Source organism: Paraburkholderia sp. GAS33 (genome assembly GCF_050436645.1).
In the GTDB taxonomy this organism is placed as follows: domain Bacteria; phylum Pseudomonadota; class Gammaproteobacteria; order Burkholderiales; family Burkholderiaceae; genus Paraburkholderia; species Paraburkholderia phenazinium_B.
This window is the reverse complement of sequence record NZ_JBNDMP010000007.1, coordinates 181,190-206,972: the sequence shown is the minus strand read 5'-3', so window position 1 is coordinate 206,972 and position 25,783 is coordinate 181,190. Positions and strand designations below refer to the sequence as shown.

Annotated in this window: 23 protein-coding genes; 6 read left to right on the top strand and 17 right to left on the bottom strand. The window is 63.2% G+C overall.

Annotation, left to right across the window (positions count from 1 at the left end):
* Positions 1–7 precede the first annotated feature (7 nt).
* The 5 genes from P3T24_RS22410 to P3T24_RS22390 all read right to left on the bottom strand — a co-directional run bounded on the left by P3T24_RS22410 (position 8) and on the right by P3T24_RS22390 (position 6,909).
* A complete protein-coding gene (locus tag P3T24_RS22410; RefSeq protein ID WP_429438207.1) occupies positions 8–2,206 on the bottom strand; it encodes a polysaccharide biosynthesis tyrosine autokinase in 2,199 nt (732 codons plus the stop codon).
* A 106-nt stretch (positions 2,207–2,312) separates the two neighbouring features.
* Positions 2,313–3,491, bottom strand: coding sequence for a polysaccharide biosynthesis/export family protein (locus P3T24_RS22405; RefSeq protein WP_074264642.1), 1,179 nt, complete (start codon positions 3,489–3,491; stop codon positions 2,313–2,315).
* The gene (locus P3T24_RS22400) at positions 3,485–3,940 is read right to left on the bottom strand and encodes an exopolysaccharide biosynthesis protein (RefSeq protein ID WP_074264643.1); all 456 of its coding nucleotides are present in this window, start codon (positions 3,938–3,940) and stop codon (positions 3,485–3,487) included. The genes P3T24_RS22405 and P3T24_RS22400 overlap by 7 nt, the downstream gene beginning before the upstream one ends.
* A gap of 22 nt (positions 3,941–3,962) precedes the next feature.
* Positions 3,963–5,420 (bottom strand): UDP-glucose dehydrogenase family protein, encoded by a 1,458-nt coding sequence (locus tag P3T24_RS22395; protein ID WP_074264644.1) that lies wholly within the window; start codon positions 5,418–5,420, stop codon positions 3,963–3,965.
* Positions 5,421–5,511: 91 nt separating this feature from the next.
* Positions 5,512–6,909: an undecaprenyl-phosphate glucose phosphotransferase gene (locus tag P3T24_RS22390; RefSeq protein ID WP_074264645.1), complete on the bottom strand. Its 1,398-nt coding sequence runs from the start codon at positions 6,907–6,909 to the stop codon at positions 5,512–5,514.
* A 543-nt stretch (positions 6,910–7,452) separates the two neighbouring features.
* On the opposite strand from P3T24_RS22390, the gene P3T24_RS22385 reads away from it, so the two are divergent.
* On the top strand, positions 7,453–8,973 hold the full coding sequence (locus P3T24_RS22385) for a mannose-1-phosphate guanylyltransferase/mannose-6-phosphate isomerase (protein ID WP_429405154.1): 1,521 nt from the start codon (positions 7,453–7,455) through the stop codon (positions 8,971–8,973).
* 76 nt (positions 8,974–9,049) lie between these two features.
* Here the strand turns inward: P3T24_RS22385 and P3T24_RS22380 are convergent, their stop codons facing one another.
* Both P3T24_RS22380 and P3T24_RS22375 read right to left on the bottom strand, forming a co-directional pair.
* Positions 9,050–10,405, bottom strand: coding sequence for a transposase (locus P3T24_RS22380; protein ID WP_429437912.1), 1,356 nt, complete (start codon positions 10,403–10,405; stop codon positions 9,050–9,052).
* Positions 10,406–10,939: 534 nt separating this feature from the next.
* A complete protein-coding gene (locus tag P3T24_RS22375; protein WP_429437909.1) occupies positions 10,940–11,236 on the bottom strand; it encodes a YciI-like protein in 297 nt (98 codons plus the stop codon).
* A 445-nt stretch (positions 11,237–11,681) separates the two neighbouring features.
* Between P3T24_RS22375 and P3T24_RS22370 the strand changes: the two genes are divergently transcribed.
* From P3T24_RS22370 to P3T24_RS22360, 3 genes are all read left to right on the top strand, one after another.
* A complete protein-coding gene (locus P3T24_RS22370; RefSeq protein ID WP_074264649.1) occupies positions 11,682–11,969 on the top strand; it encodes a PsiF family protein in 288 nt (95 codons plus the stop codon).
* 316 nt (positions 11,970–12,285) lie between these two features.
* On the top strand, positions 12,286–12,735 hold the full coding sequence (locus P3T24_RS22365; RefSeq protein WP_074264650.1) for a hypothetical protein: 450 nt from the start codon (positions 12,286–12,288) through the stop codon (positions 12,733–12,735).
* Between the two features lie 436 nt (positions 12,736–13,171).
* On the top strand, positions 13,172–13,759 hold the full coding sequence (locus tag P3T24_RS22360; RefSeq protein ID WP_074264651.1) for a BPSL1445 family SYLF domain-containing lipoprotein: 588 nt from the start codon (positions 13,172–13,174) through the stop codon (positions 13,757–13,759).
* 98 nt (positions 13,760–13,857) lie between these two features.
* Here P3T24_RS22360 and P3T24_RS22355 read toward each other — a convergent pair whose 3' ends face one another.
* The 10 genes from P3T24_RS22355 to mltG all read right to left on the bottom strand — a co-directional run bounded on the left by P3T24_RS22355 (position 13,858) and on the right by mltG (position 23,653).
* Positions 13,858–14,931, bottom strand: coding sequence for a glycosyltransferase family 4 protein (locus P3T24_RS22355; RefSeq protein WP_074264652.1), 1,074 nt, complete (start codon positions 14,929–14,931; stop codon positions 13,858–13,860).
* 286 nt (positions 14,932–15,217) lie between these two features.
* A complete protein-coding gene (locus P3T24_RS22350; RefSeq protein ID WP_429437907.1) occupies positions 15,218–16,387 on the bottom strand; it encodes an AAA family ATPase in 1,170 nt (389 codons plus the stop codon).
* 61 nt (positions 16,388–16,448) lie between these two features.
* The gene (gene otsA / locus P3T24_RS22345) at positions 16,449–17,861 is read right to left on the bottom strand and encodes an alpha,alpha-trehalose-phosphate synthase (UDP-forming) (protein ID WP_074264654.1); all 1,413 of its coding nucleotides are present in this window, start codon (positions 17,859–17,861) and stop codon (positions 16,449–16,451) included.
* Between the two features lie 206 nt (positions 17,862–18,067).
* Positions 18,068–18,424, bottom strand: a complete 357-nt coding sequence (locus tag P3T24_RS22340; RefSeq protein ID WP_074264655.1) for a Rap1a/Tai family immunity protein — start codon at positions 18,422–18,424, stop codon at positions 18,068–18,070.
* A 118-nt stretch (positions 18,425–18,542) separates the two neighbouring features.
* A complete protein-coding gene (locus P3T24_RS22335) occupies positions 18,543–19,226 on the bottom strand; it encodes an ankyrin repeat domain-containing protein (RefSeq protein ID WP_254368902.1) in 684 nt (227 codons plus the stop codon).
* Positions 19,227–19,350: 124 nt separating this feature from the next.
* A complete protein-coding gene (locus P3T24_RS22330; RefSeq protein ID WP_429437904.1) occupies positions 19,351–20,142 on the bottom strand; it encodes a TatD family hydrolase in 792 nt (263 codons plus the stop codon).
* A 49-nt stretch (positions 20,143–20,191) separates the two neighbouring features.
* Positions 20,192–20,698, bottom strand: coding sequence for a GNAT family N-acetyltransferase (locus P3T24_RS22325; RefSeq protein WP_074264658.1), 507 nt, complete (start codon positions 20,696–20,698; stop codon positions 20,192–20,194).
* Positions 20,699–20,891: 193 nt separating this feature from the next.
* On the bottom strand, positions 20,892–21,929 hold the full coding sequence (locus P3T24_RS22320; protein ID WP_429288381.1) for a DNA polymerase III subunit delta': 1,038 nt from the start codon (positions 21,927–21,929) through the stop codon (positions 20,892–20,894).
* Between the two features lie 93 nt (positions 21,930–22,022).
* Positions 22,023–22,643 carry a dTMP kinase gene (tmk, locus tag P3T24_RS22315; protein ID WP_429288499.1) on the bottom strand — a complete coding sequence of 207 codons (621 nt, stop codon included), beginning with the start codon at positions 22,641–22,643 and terminating at the stop codon, positions 22,023–22,025.
* Positions 22,643–23,653 (bottom strand): endolytic transglycosylase MltG, encoded by a 1,011-nt coding sequence (gene mltG / locus P3T24_RS22310; RefSeq protein ID WP_429438205.1) that lies wholly within the window; start codon positions 23,651–23,653, stop codon positions 22,643–22,645. The genes tmk and mltG overlap by 1 nt, the downstream gene beginning before the upstream one ends.
* A 78-nt stretch (positions 23,654–23,731) precedes the next feature.
* Between mltG and P3T24_RS22305 the strand changes: the two genes are divergently transcribed.
* Together P3T24_RS22305 and P3T24_RS22300 are read left to right on the top strand one after the other, a co-directional pair.
* The gene (locus P3T24_RS22305; RefSeq protein ID WP_429288382.1) at positions 23,732–24,781 is read left to right on the top strand and encodes a YgfZ/GcvT domain-containing protein; all 1,050 of its coding nucleotides are present in this window, start codon (positions 23,732–23,734) and stop codon (positions 24,779–24,781) included.
* A 138-nt stretch (positions 24,782–24,919) separates the two neighbouring features.
* Positions 24,920–25,768, top strand: a complete 849-nt coding sequence (locus P3T24_RS22300) for an NRDE family protein (protein ID WP_429437902.1) — start codon at positions 24,920–24,922, stop codon at positions 25,766–25,768.
* The last annotated feature ends 15 nt before the right edge of the window (positions 25,769–25,783 follow it).

Here is a 25,783-nt window from a genome sequence, read left to right as displayed (position 1 = left end):
TCCGTTGTTAAGCGCTGAGGTATTCCTGGACCGCTGCGTAGCCACGGTCGTAGCCGCCGCGTGCGCGTTGCGGCATCGCGTTGAAAATGCCGCCCTGCACGTGCACGCCGGCTGCCTTCAGCCGCTTGAGGGAATCGGCGATCTCGGCTTCGCTATGCACCCCTGAGCGAAGCACGAAGAACGTCGAGCCTGCATATCCGCCGATAATCGACGCGTCGGTCACCGCCAGCACCGGCGGCGTATCGATCAGGATCACGTCGTAACGCTTGGCAAGACCTTCGAGGTATTGCGGCAGGCGCGGCGACATCAGCAGTTCCGACGGATTGGGCGGACGATGGCCGCACGAGATGAAGCTGAGGCCTTCGATGTCGGTGGCGCGAATCGCTTCTTCCAGCGAGATCTGTCCGCTCAGCAGCTCCGACAGCCCGTTGACCTGCGCACCGCCCACGTAGCGCTCGAGCGCGCCACGCCGCATGTCGCCGTCGATCATCAGCACACGCTTGCCCGAATGCGCGAGCAGCACCGCGAGGTTGACGGTCAGAAAGCTCTTGCCGACTCCAGGCATCGGCCCGGTGAGCATGACGATGCGGTTGCGCGCATCCATCATCGTGAACTGCATGGAGGTGCGAAGGCTGCGCAGGCTTTCAATGCACACGTCCTTGGGCCGCGCATCGGCCAGTACCGAGCTGAGCCGGTTGCCGCCGCGCACGACGGAATGCTCCAGCACGGCCTGCTCCGCGGAGAGCGGCACGAGCCCGAAGATCGGCAGATGGAACATGCGCTCGACGCGCTCCGGATCGTCGATGCCCTTGAACATATTGCGGCGCAGGAACACGAAGCCGGTCCCGACGATCAGGCCGAGAATCACGGCCGCCGACAGGATCATCGCCTTCTTGGGCTTGACCGGCGTGCCCGGGCGCAATGCCAGGTCGACGATATGCACGTTGCCGCCCGTGCCGGCCCGCTGCACCGACAACTCCTGAATCCGGTTGAGCAACAGCACGTAGATGTCTTCAGCCACCTTGGCGTCGCGCTGCAACTGCACGGCCTTCACTTCGGTGGCCGGCAGATTGCGGAAGCGATCGCTGTATTTGTCGCGCTGCGTTTCGAGGTCGGCCATCTGTTCACGCGCAGCCTTGATGAGCGGATGCTCGTCGCCATAGCGTTCCTCGAGCGAGGCGATCTGCAGGCGCTGGGCGGCGACCTGCTGTTCGTACTGGATACTGCCCTCCAGATAGACCTTCGCCTCATCGCTTGCATTGATCGAGCCGGACTCGCGCTGATACGCGGTGAGCGCCGCTTCCGCGCGTTCGAGGTCGCTCTTCAGACGCGGCTCCTCGCTCTTGAGGAATTCGAGCATCTTGGTCGCATCGGTTTGCTTCGCGGCGATGTGCTCGCGCAGATACGACTCGGCGAGTGCATTGGCAATGAACGCCGCATGCGCCGGGTCCTTGTCTTCCAGCGAAATCTCGATCACGCCGGTCTGCTTGCCCTGCTCCTCGACCTTGATCGCCGACTGGAACCCGGTGATGGCATCGAGCTCATTGGCGCGCACCACCGTGAATTCAGTGCCTGGCCGCGCGACCAGCTTGTTGACGAGAATCGTCACGCCGCCGCCCTGCTCCGTCTGGCCCGTCTCGCCGCGCAGCAACAGCTTGCCGTTCGGGTCGCGCAGCTCGTACGACGTAGGGGACAGCACGGTCATCACCATCTTCTTGCCTTCGAGCGACGGGTCGACCTCGACCGAATCGACCTCGGCCTGTTCGCCGCCCCACGCGTAGTTGTTAAGACCCAGCCACGGACGGGCCGGCACACCAGGCGTGGCGAAGTGCGCCGCAAGACTGCCGAGAAACGGAAAGGTCCTCGGCGCGACCGAGAAGTCCAGTTTGCCGTCGCGAACCACCGGGCCGACCACGCCACGGCTCTGGATCATCGCGATCTCGGCGTCGGTGGGCAGCGAGGTCTGGCCGCTCGAAATCATCGCGCCCGTCTGCGTCTGCGTGAGGGCCTGCGAGTTGTTGTCGGACTCCTCCACCCGCACGTACGCGTCGGCCTTGTAGGTCGGCTTGGCAAGGAAGCAGTAGACGCCGGCCATTGCAACGATCGTCATCGCGATGGCAAGCAGCCACCAGATGTCGTCGAGAATCACCTGCAATAGTTGACCGAGGACGACGTCCTCTTCTTCGGTCTTGGCCGGCGGGGCCATATACGGATTCAGTTGAGTGCTCACAATTCCATCCCGGTTGGGTCGCCTCGGACCCTGCGCTGTGCATGGGTTCGCATCACGCAGGATCTTCGGCAGCTTCAGGCGACTAGTTCGTCAGTTCCTTGATATAGAACACCGACTGGATCGCCGGCAACACCTGCTGGATGACGCGGTTGAAAGTCGTCGAAGCCGCCGTGCCGACGTAGACCACATCCAGCGGCTGCAGCTGGAACTTGGACGACAGCATGATGGCGTTGGGTTGGGTCATATCGAGGCGATAGACTTCCGGCGTGGTCGGATGGTCCTTCATGCCGCGCATCACGTAGATCTGGCGCGGGTTCGCGTCGGTGTCGAGAATCCCGGTGGCCTGGGTGAGCGCATCGGCAATCGTCAGGCGGCCTCGTAACATCGATACGGCCTGCGGCGCCTTGACCTCGCCCATCACGAATACACGGCTATCCACGCGGTCCGGCACATTCACGATGTCGCCGGCCTGCAGCATCACGTTCTGCCGCACGTCGCCGCGGTCGAGCACGCTATCGGCGTCGAGCACGTAGAGCTTGTTGTTGCGGGTCAGACGCACGCGCTGGATATCCGCAATCGAGGTGCTGCCGCCCGAGCGCGTAATCGCGTCGAGCAGCGTGAGCGGAACGTCGCTGATCGCGAGCGGCCCGGGCGTCTTCACTTCGCCGGTCACCTGGACCTTCTGGCTGCGGAACGACAGCACCCGCACATCCACCTGCGGATTGCGGATGTACGGCACCAGACGCACCGCCAGTTCGTTGCGGATGTCGCCCACCGTCTTGCCGGCCGCCTGCACGCGTCCGACGAACGGGAAGTAGATCGTGCCGTCCGGCGCAACGGTCTGGCCGTACGGGTCGGCCTGGCCCGGCAACGCCGTCGTATACGGCTGCTGCACGGCGCCTGCGAGCGTCTGCGTGGTGTTGTCGCCGGTCGACAGCGTGCTGCCGCTCGGCGTCGTCAATTCAGGGTGATCCCACACCGTGATGCCCAGGATATCCTGCGGCGCCACGTGGTAGACGTATTGAGACGGGTCGGTGTACCGGCTGGGCGGCAACGGACGCTGCTGCGCCGCTGCCTGCTGCGCCTGGGTCTGGGCATCGACCAGATCGCCGTCGATCAGATGGACCTGATACGTCTGGGCCGGCTTGTTCGACGAATCCTCTTTGAGGCTCGAGGTGTCGAGGTAATTGCCAGGTGCGGTAGCGCAGGCCGACAGAAAAACCGTCAGCAAAAGAGCAACAGTAAAATTTCGATTCAGCATATTTTATTTAGCCATCCCATGACCAACTGTTCGATGAGCACGAGGCTCGCGCGATATTCGTTTTCCGCCCTGCCATAGGGATCGACGACGTCGGCTTCCGTGCCGAGCGGAAAGACCTTGCCGCGCGCATCCGGCTCGAGTTTCTCGACGTCCTTGACCTGACGGTGTTCGGTGACGAGGATCAGGTCCGCGTCGCGCACGATCTGACGGTCGATGCGCCGCGACTGATGCATGCCCGGCGTCACGCCGCGCTCGGCGAGCAGGCGCCGCATCATCGGGTCCATGCCCCAGCCGTCGACCGCGCGAATGCCCGCCGAATGAAAGCGGATTGCCCGCCGTGCCTGCCCTTCGGCCTCCACGGCGCTGCGTTGCCGCGCCCTGAAAAGCCATTCGGCCGCAGGCGAGCGGCAGACGTTGGCATGACAGACAATCAATACGTTGGCTAACATAGGCGGACTCCTTTGCTGGAGGTCACTGCGTGGCGGCGGCACCGGCGGACCGGGCTGCGCGATTGTCGTGATGCGGATGATTCAGGCCGTGTGCAGCCGGCGTGTGCCCGGCGCCCTGCGCGTGCTGGCGGCCAATCGCGTGATACTCGACGCCGAGTTCCTGCATCGCCTCCGGCTCGTACAGGTTGCGGCCGTCGAAAATCAGCGGTGTTTTCAGGTGCTGTTTGAGGCTGCCGAAATCAGGGCTCTTGAAGACCTTCCATTCCGTCAGGATCACGAGCGCATCGGCGCCGCGCGCTACGTCCATTTCTTCGCTTTCGAAGGTAAGCCGCGCGTGTTGTTGCGGGACGTGCTGCAGATCGAGCGCGAACACGCGCTTCGCTTCGTCTACCGCGACGGGGTCGTAGGCCTTGACGCGGGCACCGCGTTTGAGCAGTTCGGCGATCAGCGGACGGCTCGGTGCTTCGCGCATGTCGTCGGTATTGGGTTTGAACGCGAGACCCCATACGCCAAACGTGCGGCCCGACAGATCATCGCCCAGGCGCGCCACGATCTTGTGCGCGAGAATCTTCTTCTGCGTTTCGTTGACCGCTTCCACGGCTTCCAGAATGCGCAGGCCCTGGTCATGCTCGATCGAGGTCTTGATGAGCGCCTGCACGTCCTTCGGGAAGCACGAGCCGCCATAGCCGCAGCCGGCGTACAGGAAGTCATAGCCGATACGCGGGTCTGAACCGATGCCGCGGCGCACGGCTTCGATATCCGCGCCCACGCGGTCGGCCAGGTTCGCCAGTTCGTTCATGAACGAGATGCGCGTGGCCAGCATGGCGTTGGCGGCGTACTTGGTGAACTCGGCCGAGCGCACGTCCATGTACAGCGTGCGTTCGCGGTTGCGGTTGAACGGCGCATAGAGGCGCTTCATCAGCTCGCGGGCCTTTTCGCCCGGCACGTCTTCGTCGCAGCCGAGCACGATGCGGTCGGGGCGCGTGAAGTCTTCGACGGCGGCGCCCTCTTTCAGGAACTCCGGGTTCGATACCACCGAGAACATGTGGTGCGCGCCGCGTGCCGCCAGTTCTTCGGCGATCACATTGCGTACCCGCACGGCGGTGCCGACCGGCACGGTCGACTTGTCGACGATCACCTTGAAGCCGGTCATGTGGCGGCCGATATTGCGCGCTGCCGCCAGCACGTATTGCAGGTCGGCCGAGCCGTCTTCGTCGGAGGGCGTGCCCACCGCGATGAACTGGATGTCGCCGTGCGCCACCGCTGCGGCGATGTCGGTCGAGAACGTCAGGCGCCCGGCCTTGCGGTTGCGCGCGATGATCTCCTGCAGGCCCGGCTCGTGGATCGGTACGCCGCCATTGTTCAGCACGTCGATCTTGCGCTGGTCGAGGTCGAGACAGAACACGTCGTTGCCGATGTCGGCAAGACACGCGCCCGTCACGAGGCCCACATAGCCGCTACCAATGATCGTCACGTTCATGAATTACACCTCGGAGATATGAATGGTTCTGAAACCGGGCTCAGGCTTCTGCCTGCGCCCGCATGTGTCCGGTCCGCGCCAGGTACGTCTCTCAGTACGCGTTGCTGCCCACAAACCCCTTCCACAGCGTCAGCACGACGATCTTGATGTCGAGCCAGAAGGTCCAGTTCTGCATGTAGTACAGGTCGAGCTTCACGCGGCCCATCATCTTTTCGATGCGGTCGGTTTCGCCCCGGTAGCCGTTGATCTGCGCCCATCCGGTAATGCCTGGCTTGATGCGATAGCGGTGCATGTAGCCCTTCACCAGATCCTTGTAGATGTCGTCGTGTTCGAGCGCATGCGGGCGCGGTCCCACCACCGACATCTCGCCGCGCAGCACGTTGATGAACTGCGGCAGTTCGTCGAGGCTCGTGCGGCGCAGGAACGCCCCCACCGCGGTGATGCGCGGATCGCGCCGGGTCGCCTGGGTGATCTTGCCGGCCGTCTCGGCGTGCACTTTCATCGAGCGGAACTTGTAGATCTCGAACTGGTTGCCGTCGATGCCCTTGCGCTTCTGGCGAAAGAACACCGGACCCGGCGACGACAGCTTCACCATCACCGCGATAACCAGCATTAGCGGCGCCAGCGCGGTGAGCGCGCCGAACGCGAACAGCCGGTCGAACACGCGCTTGGGCAGCACCCGCAGATCGGTGATCGGCGAGGCCGCGAGGTTGATCGCCGGCACGCCGAGCAGATCGACCATCGGCTGGCTGAACAGCGTCAGGCTGCGCACGTCCGGAATGAAGCGGATGTTCACGAAGTCGTTGCGCAGTTCCATCACGAAGCGGTGAATCGTCTTCTCCTTCGAGATCGGCAAGGCGAGCCACAGTTCCTTGATGGCGCGGCCGCGCACCAGCTGGATCATCGTGGCGAACTCGCGCTCCACCGGCACGCCTTCGATCGCCTGCACCGTGTCCGGATCCTGATACGGATCGATCGTGGCGTCCTCGTCGTAGACCACCACGGGGCTAAAGCCCGCCTCCGGGCGAATGCGCATCTGCTCGATCAGAAACTTGCCGTAGGGCGCGCCGCCGACGATCGCCACGGCCTTGTGATTGAAGCCCTCGCGACGCAGCCCCTTCAGGATCGTGTAGACGAGCGCCTTGGTGACGATCAGCAGCACGATCGTGGCGACGGCCCAATACGCGAGCCACAGGCGCGACAGCAGGTCCGAGCGGTGCAGGCTGAAGCTGATCAGCACGCCGGTGATTTCCACCATCACCCAGCCGCCGCAGACGCGAAACAACAGGTCCATCAGCGGCTTGCCGCGCCACGACTGGTAAATGCCCAGCGCGGGAAAGAACACCACGACGAGCAGGCAGTCGAACGCCAGCGAAACGCTCTGCATGTCATCCAGCCACAGCCATTTGCCGTTGTGCAGCGCTGCCGCGAGCACGGCGCCGAGCGCGACCATGGCGATGTCGATGATTCTCGATAGGACGCTCAGCATGCGCGGCACCTCAGTTGGTCAGTCAAGTTCCGTCCGTCAGATAAGCGGGCATGCACACCGCGCTTTACAAGCCAATTCAAAAGAGGCCTAAGTCAGAATGAGTGAATACCCGTACAGGACTAGATAAGGGGGCATTAAAAATCGCACTGCAAGATCGTAAAAAATCTCAAATTGTATCGGTCAGAAATGCAATATTTTTTCTGCATTATTTAGGTAATTTTTTCTGATTCGGAGGCTGTTTGGCGCCTCGGCGGGGGCATTTCTAGCGTTTATCGGACAGTTTTCGGCAAAGTTTGCACGTCATGACACCTGTCTGTGCTGCCCCTTTTTTAGGCAGCCTGACCACCGAAAAAAATCCAGGACGTTTCTTTGCGAATATTTTTTTGATTTTTTGCTGCGCCGCAATAAACCATCAATTATTTCGAGATTTTTTGCGGGTTCTTTTGATTAGTTTTTTGGAACTTCGATTTATCAAGCTTTTATTGGCTATTTACGCCGTGATACAAATCGACGTACTCACCCAGCCCCGAGGAGCACATCACCATGACAGCAACGGTCACGGCATCCGTCGGCGACAGCCGGCAAGGCGCCGCCCCATCCCTGAAGGTCAAGCTGAAGGTTCATCCCGTCATCCTGGCGGGCGGCTCTGGCACCCGCCTGTGGCCCATGTCGCGTGAGCAGTATCCGAAGCAGCTGATCGGCTTGCTGGGCGACGACTCGCTGCTGCAATCGACCACCAGGCGCCTCGACGCGCTCGATGCCGGGCATCCGCTCGCCGATCAGCTGATCGTGGTCGCCAATGAAGAACACCGCTTCACCACCGCCGAGCAGCTGCGCGTGAGCGGCAAGGCAAGCCGGCTGATTCTCGAGCCGGCCGGCCGCGACACCGCGCCGGCGCTGACGGTAGCCGCCCTGTCGATCGCCTCGCAGGACGACGACGGCATCATGGTGGTCATGCCCGCCGACCACGCGGTCACCGATGTCGAAGCGTTTCACGCGGCAGTCGCCGCCGGCGTGCAGCACGCCTACGAAGGCCATATCGTGACGATGGGCATCGTGCCGACACATGCGGAAACCGGCTACGGCTATATCCGTCTGGGCGCACCGCTCGAGCGTGACGGCGCACTCGATGCGCACCGTCTCGACCGCTTCGTCGAAAAGCCGCATCTCGAACTCGCGCAGCGCTACGTCGAATCCAGGGAGTACTGGTGGAATAGCGGCATCTTCATCATGCGCGCCTCAACCTGGCTTGCGGCGATCAAACATTTTCAACCGGGCATTTACGAAGCCTGTGACGCGGCCTTTGCGGGCGGCAAGGCGGACGGCGACTTCTTCCGGCTGCAGCGCGAAGCGTTCAGCGCGTCGCCGTCGAATTCGATCGACTATGCGGTGATGGAACAGCTTGGCGGCGATCCGTCGGTTGCGACCGGCGTGGTTTTGCCGTTGCAGGCCGGCTGGTCGGATGTGGGTTCATGGGATGCGATCTGGCAGATCCTGCCGAAGGACGAAACCGGCAACGTGGGACGCGGCGAGGTGATGTTCGAAGGCTCGACGTCGACCTTCGCACACTCCGAAGGACGCCTGATTGCCTGCGTCGGCACGCAGAACCTCGTGGTTGTCGAGACCGCCGACGCCGTACTGGTGGCCGATAAATCGCGCGTGCAGGACGTGAAGAAGATTGTCGGCCGGATTCGCGCCGAGGGTGGCGCGGTGGCCGCGAATCACCGCAAGGTGCATCGTCCGTGGGGGCACTACGATTCCGTGGACAGCGGCGAGCGCTTCCAGGTGAAGCGCATTGTCGTGAATCCGGGCGCACGTCTGTCGCTGCAAATGCATCATCACCGCGCAGAACACTGGATCGTCGTGCGCGGCACAGCTCTCGTCACCCGCGGTGAAGAGCGCTTTATCGTCTCCGAAAACGAATCAGCTTATATTCCGCTTGGGACGACTCACCGCCTCGAGAATCCCGGCAAGATGCCGTTGGAAATGATCGAGGTGCAGTCCGGCTCCTATCTCGGCGAAGACGACATCGTGCGCTTCGACGACACTTACGGACGCCAGTAACCTTGACGGCGAATCACCAGCTATTGATGCGGATCCTGCGGCGGTTGCTCCTACCGGCCGCGGGCTGCTCTTTGGCTCACCCTGCGTGGGAGATGAGCTCTGAGGACATCGGGAATCGCTCGGACGTGCTGTTGTCGGCCGGCGTTTCGCTGGGGTAGCGGCGCAGCGGTGCGCGCAGTGCGCTGATCGGGCCATGCAAGGGACCGTGCAGCTGGCCATTGATAGGGCCGTTCAGTGGACCACCAAGCGGACCGCTGATCGGACCATTTATTGGCCCATTTATCGGCCCACCAAGAGAACCGCTCAGATGATGGCCCTGCGCGTGGATGCTGGCCTGACCAACGTGGCCGTCATTCAGCTGGTTGTCCGCCGCTTGTCCGTTCTTAGGACCACTCATCTGTCCTGCCTGTCCACGTGCTTGCCCAGCTGGCGGCGCGTCCGCATGCACGCCTGCCGAACTGACGGTGGGCACATTGGGCATCGTACGGGTGGCCGGCAAGGGCCGCGAATAACCTGCAGCGGCTGCGACACTTCCCGCACCTGCGGCAACGGCCGACGACGCCGCACCTGCCACGTTCGCGACGGTTGCGACATTCGCCGCAGCGCCCACCGTGCGATACTGCCGGTCGATCCATTGACGCGCCCACTCCAGCGCATACTCCTGCGCGCCATCGGGGTCGGCAAAGCGCGGGCCGACCAGACCGGAGCGCTCGACGCGGCGGCCGTCCAGCTCGATCTCCGCCCACGCGCGATACATGGCGCTCGGCACGCGTTCAGCCGCGACGTAGATCACGTAGCCGCGCCGGTCGACGACCTGCATGCCGCGCGCCGCAAGGCTCATCGGCAACGGACGTTGCGGAGTGTCCAGCGGATGGTCGCAGCGGCGCGGTACGGCGCCCAGTTCCGCTGCCCGGCTTACGGCCGGCTCGGTGCGCACGCCGACATCCGGCGGCACCGTGCCGGACAGCTGGCGCGTCATGTCGGCGAGCGGGTCGAGCGAGGGCCAGCCGCGCGTCGCATTGGCAGGCGTCTGCCACGACTCGGGGCTTTTCCACGACACGCCGCGCAGACTGTCGTCGCGCACGCTCACGGTTTCCAGTTGCGGCACGGGGTTCGCTGCAGCAGCCGGCGGCGATGCTTGCGGGACATACACGAAAGTGCGCCCGGTCTGCGACAGCAGCCGGACCATTTCGGCGAGCGTGCCGTTTACCTGCCATTCCTCAAAACGGCGACGGCAGGTCGGACCCGACGGATAGCGGCCTGGCAGTTTCGACCAGGGCTCACCGGTTGTCAGAATCCAGAGGACTGCATTTGCCACGATGCGTGGTTCGGCGCGCGGCCGGCCGCGTCGGTTGAGACGGACCGCCGGCTCATCGGAAACGAGCGCTGCGAGCTGCGCCCATTCGTCATTGCTTAGCTCATCGAAAAACATGCGGTTCTCCACGCAGCCTGGCCAGGCCGCGGCTTTGGACATCTCACGAATTCAGCGTTCACGATCCGTGTAGTGTCCTCGGTTGCACAAATATGTATTTACGTCCCGGCCGATTCGCGAATTTCGCACTGCGTTAGTGCGATTGTTCCCCACCGCGAAGCACAAAACGTGGTCTCACTCGTGCATAGGAGAAATTGTGCAGGAAGCATACCATCACCAGGGTTTCCGTGAATATCCCAAACACAAGTGTTACGGATGGAAACAAACTTGTGCTTTTTGCCGCGTTGATTTTCCAATAGCCGGGGCAGAAATGCCGTCAGTGGCAACAGCACAACCGTCTATCGCGCGGCACATCCACGATGAAAGAACTGCTTTATTTCAGCCAAATGAATACGGAAAAGTTTTACTGTTTTTTTATGGCCTGATAGACGTGTGTATCGGTACCGCAACACGTTGAGGGCGCAACGAGCCGGCTGGCGATCCGCTCCCGTGCCTCTGCGCGGGAGCACGTTTGGGACCGCCGCGCAGCGTAGATCAGGTGACCGGATTCGATGCGTGCTCACCCACCACCGTCATCCATCCACGCACGCGCCAGCGCGTAACGAGCCCTTCCCGCACGTACGGATCGGCGTTTGCAAAGGCTTCGGCAGCAGCCGGCGAATCGCCTTCGAATAGCAGGATGGCGTTGTCAGCCGGCTCGACGAGCGCTCCGCCAAGCTGTAGTTCGCCGCGCGCGACCGCGGCCCGCGCCAGTTTCAGATGCTCGTCGCGCCAACTTGCGCGGCGTTCGAGATAGTCGTCGCAGAGGTCGTAGATCAACAGGTAATGCATGGATATCCCTCCTGAATTAGCGGATAAATATTTCCGGTTTAGCCAATCACGTCAATATTGCGGCTTTAGAATAACGGCGGAATTTTCTTCCGGATTTCAATTGAAACCGATCGAATCGAGCTTATACCAATGCGGGCGCGCTTCTGTTCACCGGGAAACGTGACAAGCAAATTGAAAGGTATTGTTATCGATCGTCATTCATTCTGCATTCCGAACTATCTGCGCATTTTGCTCATGCCAGGCGTGTCTTGAGTGTCATTGACGGGCGATCGCCAGCGGATGGGCGCCCAGGGAAAACCTGCCCCGCCGCCTGTCAACCAGCCAACATTGCCATCCGTTTTACCTGACAGTTTTGCCATAATAACGACGGCGATGGGCAAACGGATGCCTGTGACGCCCGGTTGTACGACTACCAATAACAGTTTCACTACCGATGGAGTGTCCCATGAAGATCCAGTCCGCGCTCGCAGCCCTCGTCCTCGGCGCCGTGTTGGCGTCGCCCGCTTTCGCTCAAAACAGTCAGCAGTCGAAGATGACCGCCTGCAACCAGCAGGCCGGCGACAAGAAAGGCGACGACCGCAAGGCCTTTATGAAATCGTGCCTGTCGGCGAAACCGGCCGCCGCGCCGATGTCCCAGCAAGACAAGATGAAGGCGTGCAACACACAAGCAGCCGGTAAGAAAGGCGACGATCGCAAGGCCTTCATGTCGACCTGCCTGAGCAACAAGAGCTGAATCCAGGCTCTTCTGGGCGTTGTAGCGGAGGCACGGCGCGGTTAGAACCGCGCCACCTCCGCGACGCCACTGTCCGCAGAGCACGCCTGTCGCGCCGCCATCTCGCCACCATAAAGGCCGCCGCGCCAGTCAGCGCTAGTTGCGCCATCAGCAGCGCCCGGCTTCCCCGCTGCTTTCCCGCCTTTCAAAGTCCGTTCGCCCCGATTGCAGCATTTTCTTCTATGATGGCTGCGGAGACGGCCCACCTATAAAACACCATGCGCCATCGGGCCGCCATCTTGTCGTTGATGCCACAGAGCATTGATCGGAGGCAAGAATGGTATGGAGACAGAAAAACCGCTGGTTCAGGCGGTGGCTGGTCGTCATCGTCTTTTGGGCGGTGCCGGTCGCGATCGTCGCGGTGCGCGAGATCCAGGAGGAAATGGCCTACAACGCCGTCGACCTCGATCGCGCCCTGACCACGTGGAATTTCACCGACGCGCAACGCGCCGCCGGTGCCCCCGCCCGCTGTCATGGCGAGCCGGATGAGGCACGCGCGGCAGGTTGCCCGGCAGACGTGCTGAGCGCCAACGCACCCCGTCAGCAGGAGGCCCGCGACGAATACTCCTTGCGCCGTACTACGCTGTTCGCGTATCTGTGGCACGCGTTCGTCGGCTACTGGATCGTGCCGGCCATCACGCTGTTTCTCCTCGGGGCGCTGATCGGCGGCGTTCGCCGCGCGCTACGCCGCCCTCCACCACCCATCAAAAGCACGCAGAATCATTGAAGGGTGCACGTGCACCCGCTCGCTGGCGTCAGGTATCGCGGCGAGTCCGTACGATCGCGCAACACCGTCGGCATTGCGGCGTGCGCGCAACACACCCTTTAACCTTTCATATTTATTTCAACCGCCCTGTGTCGCGCTGAAAATCGGTAAAAAGCGACCTGCCGGGTGCACGAAAGACACCGCTCCGCCGGTGCTGGCGAGCCGCCATCTCAGGCACAAATTCTGCGTCCTTCCGTGCGTACGAAGCCCTTCGAAGGCGGTCCAGTGATCGGTCATAGTTACCCCAATGACTTTTCATATTTGCCGCAAACGCCCGTCCCACAAGGGTTTTCGTCGCAAGCGGGAACGCACCCTTTACTCGTGCGTGTGATATAACTAACCTGGCAGCCCGGTAAAAAAGCGTGGTTGCACCCAGGAACCGTGACGGAGAAAAACGATGCAAAGACGAAACTTCATGCTGAAGACTACCGCTGCGCTAGCTTTCGGAAGCCTTGCACTCGCTGGATGCACCACGTCGTCAGGCACCCCCGACAACGCGGCGACCAACATGTCGAAGCGGCAGTCGATTGACTCCAGCGTCGATGGGACGATGTCGCGCCTCTTCCAGACGGTGCCCGGCTCGCGTGAGCTCGTGTCGAAGGCGCGTGGCGTACTGGTATTCCCGTCGGTGCTGCAAGCCGGCTTTATCGTCGGCGGCCAGTATGGCGAAGGCTCGCTGAAGGTCGGCGGCGGCACGGTCGGCTACTACAGCACGGTCTCGGGCTCGTTCGGCCTGCAGGCCGGCGCGCAGTCGAAGGCCATCATCTTCCTGTTCATGACGCAGGACGCACTCGACAAATTCCGCAATACCGACGGCTGGTCGGCAGGCGGCGATGCCTCAGTCGCTCTCGTCAAGATGGGCGCGAACGGCGCGATCGACACCACTACGGCCACCGCACCGGTCGAAGTGTTCATCCTCACCAATGCTGGTCTGATGGGCGACGTCTCGATCAACGGCACGAAGGTGTCGCGCCTGCATATCTAGGCGGGCAGGATCCGGGGTCGCGCATCTTGATGCGATCCCAGACAAAAACGGCGATGCTGCAGGCATCGCCGTTTTTATTTGTTAGACGCGCGCCGGGATCAACGCGGCGTGGTGGTCGTGTCGATCACCTTGAAGCGTGAACGCTTTTGCGCGCGAATCACCGACTGATACGCCTGGACGTACTCCTGCGCCATCCGGTGCGACGTGAAGCGCGCTTCGAAGTGCTCGCGCACGCCGGCACGCGGCACCTTGTGCAGACGGTTCACGGCAGCCACTGCGCCAATCTCGTCCTCGACGATAAAGCCTGTCACGCCGTCGTCCAGTACTTCCGGCACGGCCCCGCGATTGAAGCCGATGACCGGTGTGCCGCAGGCCATCGCCTCGATCATCACGAGACCGAACGGCTCGGGCCAGTCGATCGGGAACAGCAGCGCATGCGCGCCCGACAGAAATTCGGCCTTCTGGTTATCGGCGATCTCGCCGATAAATTCCACATACGGCAGATCCAGCAGCGGCTTGATATCGCGCTCGAAGTATTCGAGGTCAGCACTGTCGACCTTGGCTGCGATCCGGATCGGCAGGCCGCAGCGGCCCGCAATGCGGATCGCCGTGTCGACGCGCTTTTCCGGCGAGATCCGGCCGAGGAAGGCCAGATACTTCTGCTCCACCGGTTGCGGCGTGTAGAGGTTCTCGGGCAGTCCGTGATACACCGTGGTCAGCCATTTGGCCTGCGGCAAGGGGTGACGCTGCGAATTCGATATCGAGATCACCGGTGCGGTGTTGAACGTGTCGAACACGGGCTGCTGCTCGGGCAAATCGAGGCGGCCGTGCAGCGTCGTAACGAACGGTGTGTCCTGGCGTTTGAACACCGAGAACGAGTAATAGTCCATGTGAAAATGGAGCACGTCGAACTGGTCCGCCTGGCGGCGCACCAGTTCCATCAGCAGCATATGTGGCGCGATGCGGTCCCGGATGCCGGGGTCGAGCCGCAGGGCGCGCGGCCACACAGCCTCGAGTTTTGCGGAGGTCACCGAGTCGCCGCTGGCAAACAGCGTCACGTCGTGGCCGAGGTCTACCAGCGCCTCGGTGATGTACGACACGACGCGCTCGGTCCCGCCATATAGCTTGGGCGGCACCGATTCGGTCAAGGGGGCGATCTGAGCAATTCTCATCGTGTCTCTCCGTGAAACTGACGGCCTGGCCACGCTGAGCCCGGACATCCAGCGCAGCAGCCTGCAACGGCCATGTCAGCGGCGCACGAGTATGCCAGCGCCTATGTCTCCAATCAATGTAATGACCGGCGTTGCGTTTGCTCGCGCCAGTTTGTGTACTTATTGCACCCGCTTATTTCGCCGGCTTATTTCACCGGTTACTGCCGATTATTGCCGATCGCGTACAAAAAAGCCCACAAACCTTTCAATTCCTATGCGCTGTTACAGTCAGGAAACACATCCCGGCTTATCGGGAGGGCCACTTCCACGGCGGCATATCGAGCGCATCCGCTCCGGCAATCCGGGTAGCGCCGAGCTGCTTTTCGAGCACGATCGACTGGCTGCCCTCTTCCCGTTCGAGCGCGGCAATGAGGCGCGCCGCGTGCGACACCACCAGCACCTGCGAATGGCGCGAGGCCCGGGCAATCAGCCGTGCCAATGCCGGCAGCAGATCCGGATGCAGACTCGTCTCCGGTTCGTTCAGCACCAGCAAGGCGGGTGGGCGCGGCGTCAGCAACGCGGCCACCAGCAGCAGATAGCGCAGGGTGCCGTCGGACAACTCGGCGCCCTTGAGCGGACGCAATAGCCCGTGCTGATGCATCGTCACTTCGAAGCGGCCGTCGAGGTTGATCACCGCGATGCTGGCGCCGGGAAACGCGTCGTCGATAGCGTCGTCGAGCGCGGCGGCGTCGCCGATTTCGCGAATAGTCTGCAGCGCTGCGGCGAGATCCGCGCCGTCGTCGCCCAGCACCGGCGTGTGCGTGCCGATCTGCGGCAGGCGCACGGGCGATTCGCTATCGGTGCGGAAATGGTCGTAGAAGCGCCATGAGCGGATCTGCTCGCGCACCGCGATCATCTCCGGCGCGGTGCGCGGGTCGGAGAACTCCGTCATCATGCTGTCGAAGCTCGCCACCGGCTGCGGGATGGTCTGCCACTCGCCGCTGTCGTCACGGGTGCGCAGCGTCGGGCCGTGGCGGTCCACCAGCATCGCCGAGGGCCGCAGCAGCGGACCGCTCCAGATGCATTCGCGCTTGATGACCGGGTCGAGCGAGAACGCCGTCGTCGTCGGCTTGATGGTCGGCAAGCCGAGGTCGATGGCGTAACCGAACTGGTCGCCGGCAAAGCCGAGCCGCAGATTGACCGGATCGTCGCGCCGCACGCCCTGCACCGGCAGATCGCCGCTCAGCATGGCGCGCGAGAAGCGTTCGGGGCCGGCCCAGAGCGTCGATGGCAAGCCGCCTTCGCGCGCCAGCGACGCAATCACACCGCCGCGCGCCGTCATCGCCAGTAGCCGCAACGCGCGATACACGCTCGATTTGCCGCTGCCGTTGGGCCCGGTAACGATATTCAACGGACCGAGCGGCGCGATCACTTCCCGCAGCGAACGATAGTTGGCAATCGCCAGCGTGGTCAGCATGAAGCCTCCGGCCACACGGCGTTCATCGATGCATCGCTCGCGCCACCCCGCGCGCCACCCATCAGGACGACCGCCCCGCGGCACCCGCCCCATGCAGCGGGACGCTGCGCAAGTCGTGCAGGAACGAATCGCGCCACACACCGAGATCGTTCTTGCGCAGCGCTTCCATATTGATCTCGTGACGCCGTTGGCGTGCCTCGAGCGGCATGGACAGCGCACGCTGCAGCGCTTCGCACATCCCCACTGCGTCATGTGGATTCACCAGCAGCGCCCCGCTCAGTTCAGCCGCCGCGCCCGCGAAGACCGACAGCACCAGCACGCCTGGATCGTCGGGGTTCTGCGCCGCCACGTACTCCTTGGCGACCAGGTTCATGCCGTCGTGCAACGGCGTGACGAAGCCGATTTGCGACTCGCGAAACAGCGACATCAGCTTCCAGCGGTCATAACGCTGGTTCAGATAGCGGATCGGCGTGTAGTCGAGGCCCGAATAGCGGCCGTTGATGCGCCCTGCTTCGTATTCGAGGTCCTGGCGGATCTGCTGATAAGTGGCGACGTCGGAGCGGGTGGGCGGCGCGATCTGCACCAGCGTGACATTGCCGCGCCACTCCGGCGAGCGTTCCAGCAGATGCTCGAAGGCGCGGAACCGCTCGACGAGGCCTTTCGAATAATCGAGCCGGTCGACGCTCATGATCAGCTTGCGTCCTTCGAGGCTCTGCTTGAGATCGAGCACATGCTGACGGCTCTCGTAGCGCTGCGCCTGCTCGGCGATCTCGTCGGGGAACACGCCGATCCGGTAGACACCCGTGCGCAGGCGGCGTCCAAAGGCTTCCGCGTGACCGTCGGCCGTCACGCTGCCGCGCGCGTGGCGCACGAGGTAGTCGTGAAAGGCGAGCTCGTCGGTGGCAGTCTGGAAACCGAGCAGGTCGTAGCAGCACAGCGACTTCGCCAGCTCTTCATGCGGCGGGATGTTGAGCAGGATCTGCGGCGCGGGAAACGGGATATGCAGGAAGAAGCCGATGCGGTTCGTGATGCCTTCGGAGCGCAGCGCTTCGGCGAACGGGATCAGATGGTAGTCGTGGACCCAGATGATGTCATCGGGCTCGAGCAGCTTGATGAGACGGTGGGCGAGCCACGCGTTGACGCGCCGGTAGCCGGCATATTCTTCGCGCTCGTAGCGCGCCAGATCGTTGCGATAGTGGAAGACCGGCCACAGCGTCGCGTTCGAAAAACCGCGGTAATACTGATCGTAGTCCTTGCGCGTGAGCCCGACGGTAGCGAAGGTCACGGCACCTTCCTGCTCGAGCGTCGGACCTGCGTTAGCGACCGTTTCGCTGACGACGTCGCCGCTCCAGCCGAACCACACGCCCCCCGCGTCCTTCAACGCACCGAATACGCCGACCGCTAGCCCCCCGGCCGATCCTTTGGTTTCCGTCGGGGTTGCCACACGATTCGATACGACGATCAGCCTGCCCATGTCTATTGTCCTCCTGGTTCCGAGGGCCTCGCGCGCTGGCGCGGCGCCCTGGTTCGCGGCTAAGAAATGACAGTTCGACCGGTCGCGAGGACGATCAGTTGCAAGCCCGGTGGGAGCCGGGCCCCATGCAGTGGCCGCAGACAGGGTTCAGGCACACCTCGGACTGGCTTCACGCAGCCGGTTCCGAAGTGGATTCAGCCGGCGCGTTACTCGCCGCTTCGGCAGGGAAATGCCTTGCCGAGCCCCAGCGAAATCGCGGTGCTGGCGTTATAACCCACCGCGTTTGGATTCTCTGCAATGTACTTGCGCACCGCATCGGTCAGCTGTTGCGAGCGCGCGTCCGGCGGCAGGCAGAAATACTGGCCGACCCTTGGACCGGTGGTGCCGCCGATCGCGTCGATCGTGTTGAAGACGCCGTCGGCCGCGCCTTCGATATACGCAGCGCACGCGCTACGCGATGCCACATCCGTTTTCTCGCACAGCTTGTTGAGGTCGCCTCCCGTGAATGCGGCTGCCGTTAGCGGTACGGCAAGCGCACTGGCGCAAATCAAAGCCCGCAGCATGGTGATCCTTCCAGGGTGATTATCGAGCGGTCTGATGCCGCATAGAAACGGCGCGCCCCAAAGCGCGCCGTAGCCGTTATTCTGCACTGTTTTTCTGCATGCGAGGCATGCCGGCACGTTACTTCTGCTGCGTTTGCTGCATTCTCGCTGTCAGGCCCTCGACGACATCCGGTTCCTTGTACTGCTTGGCAAAGTCGAGCGCGTTCATGCCAATCTGGTTTTTTACATTCAGGTCGGCGCCGTTGTCGAGCAGCAGCTTCACCGTCGACACATGGCCGCCGCGCGCAGCCATCATCAGCGGCGTGGTGCCGTTCGGCGAGCCGGCATCGACGTAAGCGGAGTGGTCGAGCAGCAGCTTGACGATGTCGTCGTGACCGTTGGCGGCCGCGTAGTGCAACGGCGCCCAGCCCTTCTTGTTGACCTCGGCGTCCTTCGCGATCAGCGTTTGCACGATGTTGATGTCGCCATTAAGCGAGGCCATCATCATGGCGTTTTCGCCGGCCTTATCCGTGATCTCGATGTTGGTCTTCGGGTTGGCGATCAGTGCCGCGACAACCTTGTCGGACTTCTCGCGGGCAGCCAATACCAGCAGCGGGATACCCTGGTCATCGGTCAGATTCGGGTCCATGCCGTGCGAAAGCTGCTTGTTGACCTCGCTGACATCGTCGAATTTGACGGCCTTGATCATCGTATCGGCCGGGGCGGCGTGAGCCGGCAAAGCGGCGAGCGCCGCGCAGGCGAAGCCGCCGGCCAGCGCGACGCGCGACACGCGGGCAGCGCCTCGGCGCAGCGACGCGAGCATGCCGGTGCAGTTGGCGTTTACAACGGAGGACGAAGCGTTCTGGGCGTTGGCCTGGATCAGATATTTATTCATATATAGCTTTAGGAATCGTCCCTATCTTGTTGATAATATTCAATTTCCAGATTCACGCGGCGGCTGCTGCGGGAATCCTGAAGAGCCGGAAGAAGTTTTCGGTCGTTGCGGCGGCCAGCGCCGCATCCGGCATCTCGCGTTGTTGCGCGATGAAGCGTCCGACATAACTTACGTACGCAGGTTCATTCGGCTTGCCGCGATAAGGCACCGGAGCGAGGTACGGCGAGTCGGTTTCAATCAGCAAACGCTCGAGCGGCACGCGGCGAGCGACGTCCTGCACCTCCGTCGCGCTCTTGAACGTGACGATGCCCGACAGCGAGATGTAAAAATTCTGCGCCAGCGCCTGTTCGGCGACAGCCCACGGTTCCGTGAAGCAGTGCATCACGCCGCCCGGCTCGCCCGCGCGTTCTTCGGCCATGATCCGCAGCGTGTCTTCCGACGACGAGCGTGTGTGGATGATCAGCGGCTTGCCGGTGGCATGCGCGGCGCGGATATGAGTGCGAAAGCGCTCGCGCTGCCATTCCATGTCGGCGATCGTGCGGCCTTCGAGGCGGTAGTAGTCGAGGCCCGTCTCGCCGATCGCCACCACCTTGGGATGTCTGGCGAGTTCGACCAGCTCGGCCACGCTCGGCTCCTGGGCATCCTCATGATCGGGGTGTACGCCGACCGAGGCGAAGACGTTCTCGTACGCCTCGGCAACCGCCAGCACGGACGGCAGGCTTTCGAGGTCAACGGACACGCACAGCGCATGCGTGACCGAGTGGCTACGCATGTTCTCGATGACCTGCGGGAGGCGGTCGCCGAGTCCTTCGAAGTTGATGTGGCAGTGCGAATCGACAAACATGGTGGTGTCCTGCGGTGAATCGAATGGGTGTAGGGCCAGCCAGCGTGCATCAGGCAGCGGAATCGATCCGCCGGCCGAGAATCAACAGGTCGCGCTCGATGCCGTCCAGCACCGCGACGCGCGGCAGCGCACCCCACTCGCCAAAGCCAAAGCCGCGGAACAGGCGCAGGCTCGCTTCATTGTGGCCGAAAATGAAGCCCAGCACGGTATGGATGCCGAGCCCCGGCGCGGCCGACAGTGCCTCGGCCAGCAACTGCTTGCCGAGTCCTTTGCCGCGTGCTGCTTCGTCCAGATAGATGCTGACCTCGGCCGTCCGCAGATAGGCCGGGCGGCCGTAAAAATCCGAAAAGCTCAGCCACGCGATGATCCGGTCGCCGTCTTCCACCACCCACAGCGGCCGCTTTTCCGGACCATGGGCGTGAAACCAGGCGAGCCGGCTCTCGACGCTCACCGGCTCCAGATCCGCGGTGACCAGGCGCGACGGCACGGTCGAGTTGTAGATGGCGACGATGGCGGGCAGATCGTCGAGTGTGGCGTCGCGGTACGAAAGGCTCATGATGGCGGGTGTGTCGGGTGGTGGTTCTGAAAAAAGTCAGGTATGGACAGGTGCAATCGGGGCTTAGCCGGGCCGCGAATCGCGTGTCATTGCGCTACGCCGCGGCCAGGGCCGCGTACGGCCCGCCTCGCCGCTCGCCCGCCGACGTGTCAGCGAGCCAGCGACCAGCGATCAGCGGAGGCGGCCAGCCGCCTCAGGCGAACAGATCGCGGTAGCCAATAAACAGTTCCTCGAAGACCAGCCGCGCGTTCAGCGGATGGTTTTCCACCGCGCGCTGACGCGTCACGGTCTTGATGAAGCGGGCGAACGCCGTGGCATCCGTCTGCGCGGCGCAGCGGTCCAATGCCGCCGCAGCCTGCGGGAAGTAACGCGGTGCCCCAGCGGTCCGCTGAGCCAGCAGGTCGTACAGCCAACGCTGCAGCCAGCCGAGCACGAGCGGCACCGGCAGCTTTTGCAGCGCCTCGGCGCACGCGAACGCATCGCACTGCGGGCCGGCAGCGAGCTGTTTGAGGGTCCAGTCGCGCAAGGTCCGGTTCTCGTCGCTCGCCAGCGCCAGCGCGGTGAGCGGCGCGCCGCCCGCCTCGGCGAGCAGCGCCGGCGCGTCGGCCACGCCCTGCGCGGCGAGCCACGGCGTCGCGATCTCCGGCGCGGGCGCTGTCATCGGCCACTGGCGGCAGCGGCTGATGATGGTCGGCAGCAGTCGGTCGATGCGCGCCGACACCATCAGAAACACCACGCCCGCCGGCGGCTCTTCGAGCGTTTTCAGGAGCGCGTTGGCGGCGGCCACGTTGAGCGCCTCGGCGGGCGCCAGCACGACGACGCGCGCCCCGCCGCGATGCGAACCCACGCCAGTGAAATCGAGCAGTGCGCGCACCTGCTCGATCTTGATTTCCTTGCTCGGCGCGCGGGTCTTTTTGGTGTCGTCGGCGTCGGCCTTGTCAGCTTTTTCATCAGCGGCCGCGCTGGCGAGACCGGCTTCGGCGGCTAACGCTTCGGGCACGACGATCCGGTAGTCCGGATGGTTGCCCTGCACGAACCAGTTGCACGCGGCGCACGTCCCGCACGGCTCGCCGTTCGGAAGCTGGGCCTCGCACAACAGCCCTTGCGCCAGATGCTGCGCAAAGCGCAGCTTGCCGATCCCGGCTTGCCCATGGAGCAGCAACGCATGTGGCCAATGCCCACGTAGCTGTTGCAGACGGTTCCAGTCATCGGCTTGCCACGGATAAATCATTGTTTCTCTTTAAATTCAATCGGTTGTCGTTGTTTTGTCAGGTAAAACACGAACTTTCGGGCCGTTATAACGTTGATTAATATTTATTGAAAATCAAAGCGTTGTAATCAGTTCTTCAAGTCGTTTCTGAATCTGCGGAATGCTCTGCGTGGAGTCAATGATAGCGAACCGGTACGGCGCTTCTTCGGCCCGGCGCAGATATTCGGCGCGCGTACGGGTGAAAAACGCATCCGATTCGCTTTCGAAGCGATCCGGCTCGCGCGCCGAGCTGCGGCGCTCGCTGGCAGTGTCCGGCGACACGTCGAACAACAGCGTCAGGTCCGGCTGAAAGCCGCCCTGCACCCAGCGCTCCAAGGCTTCGAGCTTGTCGCGCGGCAGGCCGCGGCCACCGCCCTGATAGGCGAACGTGGCGTCGCTGAAGCGGTCGGACAGCACCCAGTCGCCGCGCGCGAGCGCCGGCTCGATGACCTGCGCCAGATGTTCGCGGCGCGCGGCGAACATCAGCAGCGCCTCGGTTTCGAGGTCCATCGTCTGGTGCAGCAGAATCTCGCGCAGCGACTCGCCGAGCGCCGTGCCGCCAGGTTCGCGGGTCATGACGACGGTCCGGCCGCTCGCCGCAATGTGCGCTTCGAGGCGCTCGCGAAACCACGCGAGATGGGTGGTCTTGCCCGCCCCGTCAATGCCTTCGAATGTGATGAATTTGCCCCGCGCCATCATTGCCCTCGAATATATTTGTCGACGGCCTTGTTGTGATCGCCGAGTGTGTCAGAAAAAATGCTGCTGCCGTCGCCGCGCGACACGAAGTACAGCGCCGTGCTCTGCGCCGGGTTCAGCGCCGCCTGCAGCGACGCGACGCCCGGCAGCGAAATGGGCGTTGGCGGTAGGCCCATGCGCGTGTACGTGTTGTAGGGCGTGTCGGCCAGCAGGTCGTGCTTGTGCAGATGGCCCGTGTAGCCGTCACCCATCCCGTAGATCACCGTCGGATCGGTCTGCAGCGGCATGCCCACACGCAGCCGGTTCGCGAACACCGCCGCGACCATGGGCCGGTCGGAGGGCTTGCCGGTTTCCTTCTCGATGATGGATGCCATCGTCAGTGCATCATACGGCGTCTTGTACGGCAGCCCTGGTGAACGTGCCATCCAGGCTTCGTCGAGGCGCTCGCGCATCAGATGATAGGCGCGCCGGTACACGTCGAGGTCGCTGGTGTTCTTGTCGAACAGGTAGGTGTCGGGGAAAAACAACCCTTCGCCATTGCCGATTGCGGCTTCCGGTGCGCCGATCGCGCTCAGCAGATCGGCATCGCTCATGCCGGCGGTGTCGTGCTTGAGGGCCGGATTGGTGTCCAGTTCGGCACGCATGCGCTTGAAGGTCCAGCCTTCGATGATCGTCGCGACGTATTCGTTGACGTCGCCGCGGGCAAGCTTCTGCAGCACTTCGTAGGGCGTCACACCGCTCTTGAACTCGTAGTTGCCCGATTTGAGCTGGGTCTGCAGCCCGAGCACGCGCGTCATGACGACGAACAGTTCCGGCTCGACCGGCACGCCGCCGCGGTTCAGCTGCAGCGTGACGCTGCGCAGACTGCTATGCGGTTTGACGGTGACGTCGAGTTGCGGTGGTGTCAGGTTGATCGGGCTGTTGGCCCAGTGATATACGCCAGCAACACCGGCGGCAGCCAGCGCAACGACAATCGTGCCGGCATCGAGACATTTCTTCAGGAGGGACATGCGGAACATGGCTTGGTTGAAGTCCATATAATACTTGCTTGCCTTAGCCAAAGTCAGAATTGACTGTTCCCCGAATCCATGAATGCACCGCTCGCTTCTGCCCCCGGCACCGCCGCTGCCGCACCGGCCGCACTGCCTCCGCTGCCGCGCCCCTCGCGTGAGGAATTCGACGCTGTCGGCGCGCACGGCGCTTATATGCTGCTCACGCAGTTCGGCGTGATCGATGCGACCGGCGACGACGCGGCCAGCTTCCTCCACGGTCAGCTGACCAACGATACCCAGCATCTGGACGCGGCCAATGCACGTCTGGCGGGCTACTGTTCGGCCAAGGGGCGTCTGCTGGCGTCGTTTCTGAACTGGCGTAGCGGCGAGACGATCCGCCTGCTGGTGTCGAAGGACATTCAGGCCGCCGTGCAGAAGCGTCTGTCGATGTTCGTGCTGCGCGCTAAAGCGAAGCTTTCGGATGCGAGCGGCGAGCTGGCTGTAGTGGGCCTCGCGGGCGACGTGCGCAAGGTGTTGTCGGGCGTATTCGATGCGCTGCCCGATGGCGTGCATGTGAAGGTGGACGGGCCCGCCGGCTCGCTGATCCGCGTGCCGGATGCGCTCGGGAAGCTGCGTTACCTGTGGGTCGGGCCGAAAGCCGAGGTTGAAGCACGTTTGCCGCTCTTCGACGGCAAGCTCACGCGTGCGTCGGCGGCGGTATGGGACTGGCTCGATATTCGCGCCGGCGAGCCGCGGATCACCCAGCCGGTGGTCGAGCAGTTCGTGCCGCAAATGGTCAATTTCGATGTGCTCGGCGGCGTGAATTTCCGCAAGGGTTGCTATCCGGGGCAGGAAGTCGTGGCGCGCAGCCAGTATCGAGGGACGATCAAACGGCGCACGTCGCTGGCCAATGTGGCGGGTGAACTGGCGACGGTTGCGCCGGCTATGGAGCTGTTCCACTCGGCGGATCCGGGCCAGCCTTGCGGCATGGTGGTGAATGCCGCTTCGGCGCCGGATGGCGGTGTGGACGTGCTGGTCGAGGTCAAGCTCGCCGCGCTCGAGTCGGGGTCGGTTCACCTTGGCGCGGCTGATGGGCCGGCGCTGACTTTCCTGGCACTGCCGTATACGTTGCCGACTGAGGTTTGATACGGTGTTCAGGTTGGAAACGAAGCCTCCCAACGAAGAACTCCTCGCCCGCCTGCGCGCCTTCCGCGGCACGCTGCCGACCGATTTCAGGTTTGACCGCAACGATGCGAATGCCCGTGGCGCGGGAGACTGCCCCCGATGTGCCTGATCGTCTTCGACTGGCGGCCCGATGCGGCCGAGGGTCCGCTTTTCACACTCGCCGCCAATCGCGACGAATTCTTGCGCCGCACCGCCGATCCGATGCACTGGTGGACCGAAGCGCCGAGCCTTCTGGCCGGGCGCGACCTGGTGGGCGGCGGCACATGGCTTGGCATGACGCGCGACGGCCGTTTTGCAGCGCTGACGAATTACCGCGCGCCCCATGAAATGCGCGCCGATGCGCCCACACGCGGCACGCTGGTCAGCCACTGGCTGCTGGGCGAGCCATCCGCCGAACTCACACCGCTCGATTACCTGCAGCGGGTTGCGCAGGACGGTGAGATCTACAACGGCTTTAACCTGCTGGTCGGCGACTGGTCGCGGCGCGAACTTGGCTGGTACTGCAACCGCTCGGCCATGCCGCCGGCGTTGCTCGAAGCCGGCACGCACGGCATCTCGAATGCCGTGCTCGATACACCGTGGCCCAAGCTTGTGCGAAAGCGCGCCGAGCTGGGCGCGCTGGTCGCGGCGGACCCGCTCGTGCCGCTCGAAGGGCTAATCGAACTGATGCGCGATACCCGCCTCGCCCGCGACGACCAGTTGCCCTCCACCGGCATCCCGCTCGAACGGGAGCGGGTGCTGTCGGCGGCGTTTATCGAATCGCCGGATTACGGCACGCGCGGTACGACGGCCTTGCGGGTCGTGGCGAACGGCATCCACGGTACGCATGACACGCATGGCAAACATCTGAGTGCGGCGGTCGTCGAACGCAGCGACGACAACGGCTCGCACCGCGTGGTGCGCCCAGGTGACTTCGAGCGTAGCTTCGCGTTCAATATCGAACGCTGAGGCACGCCACCGCCG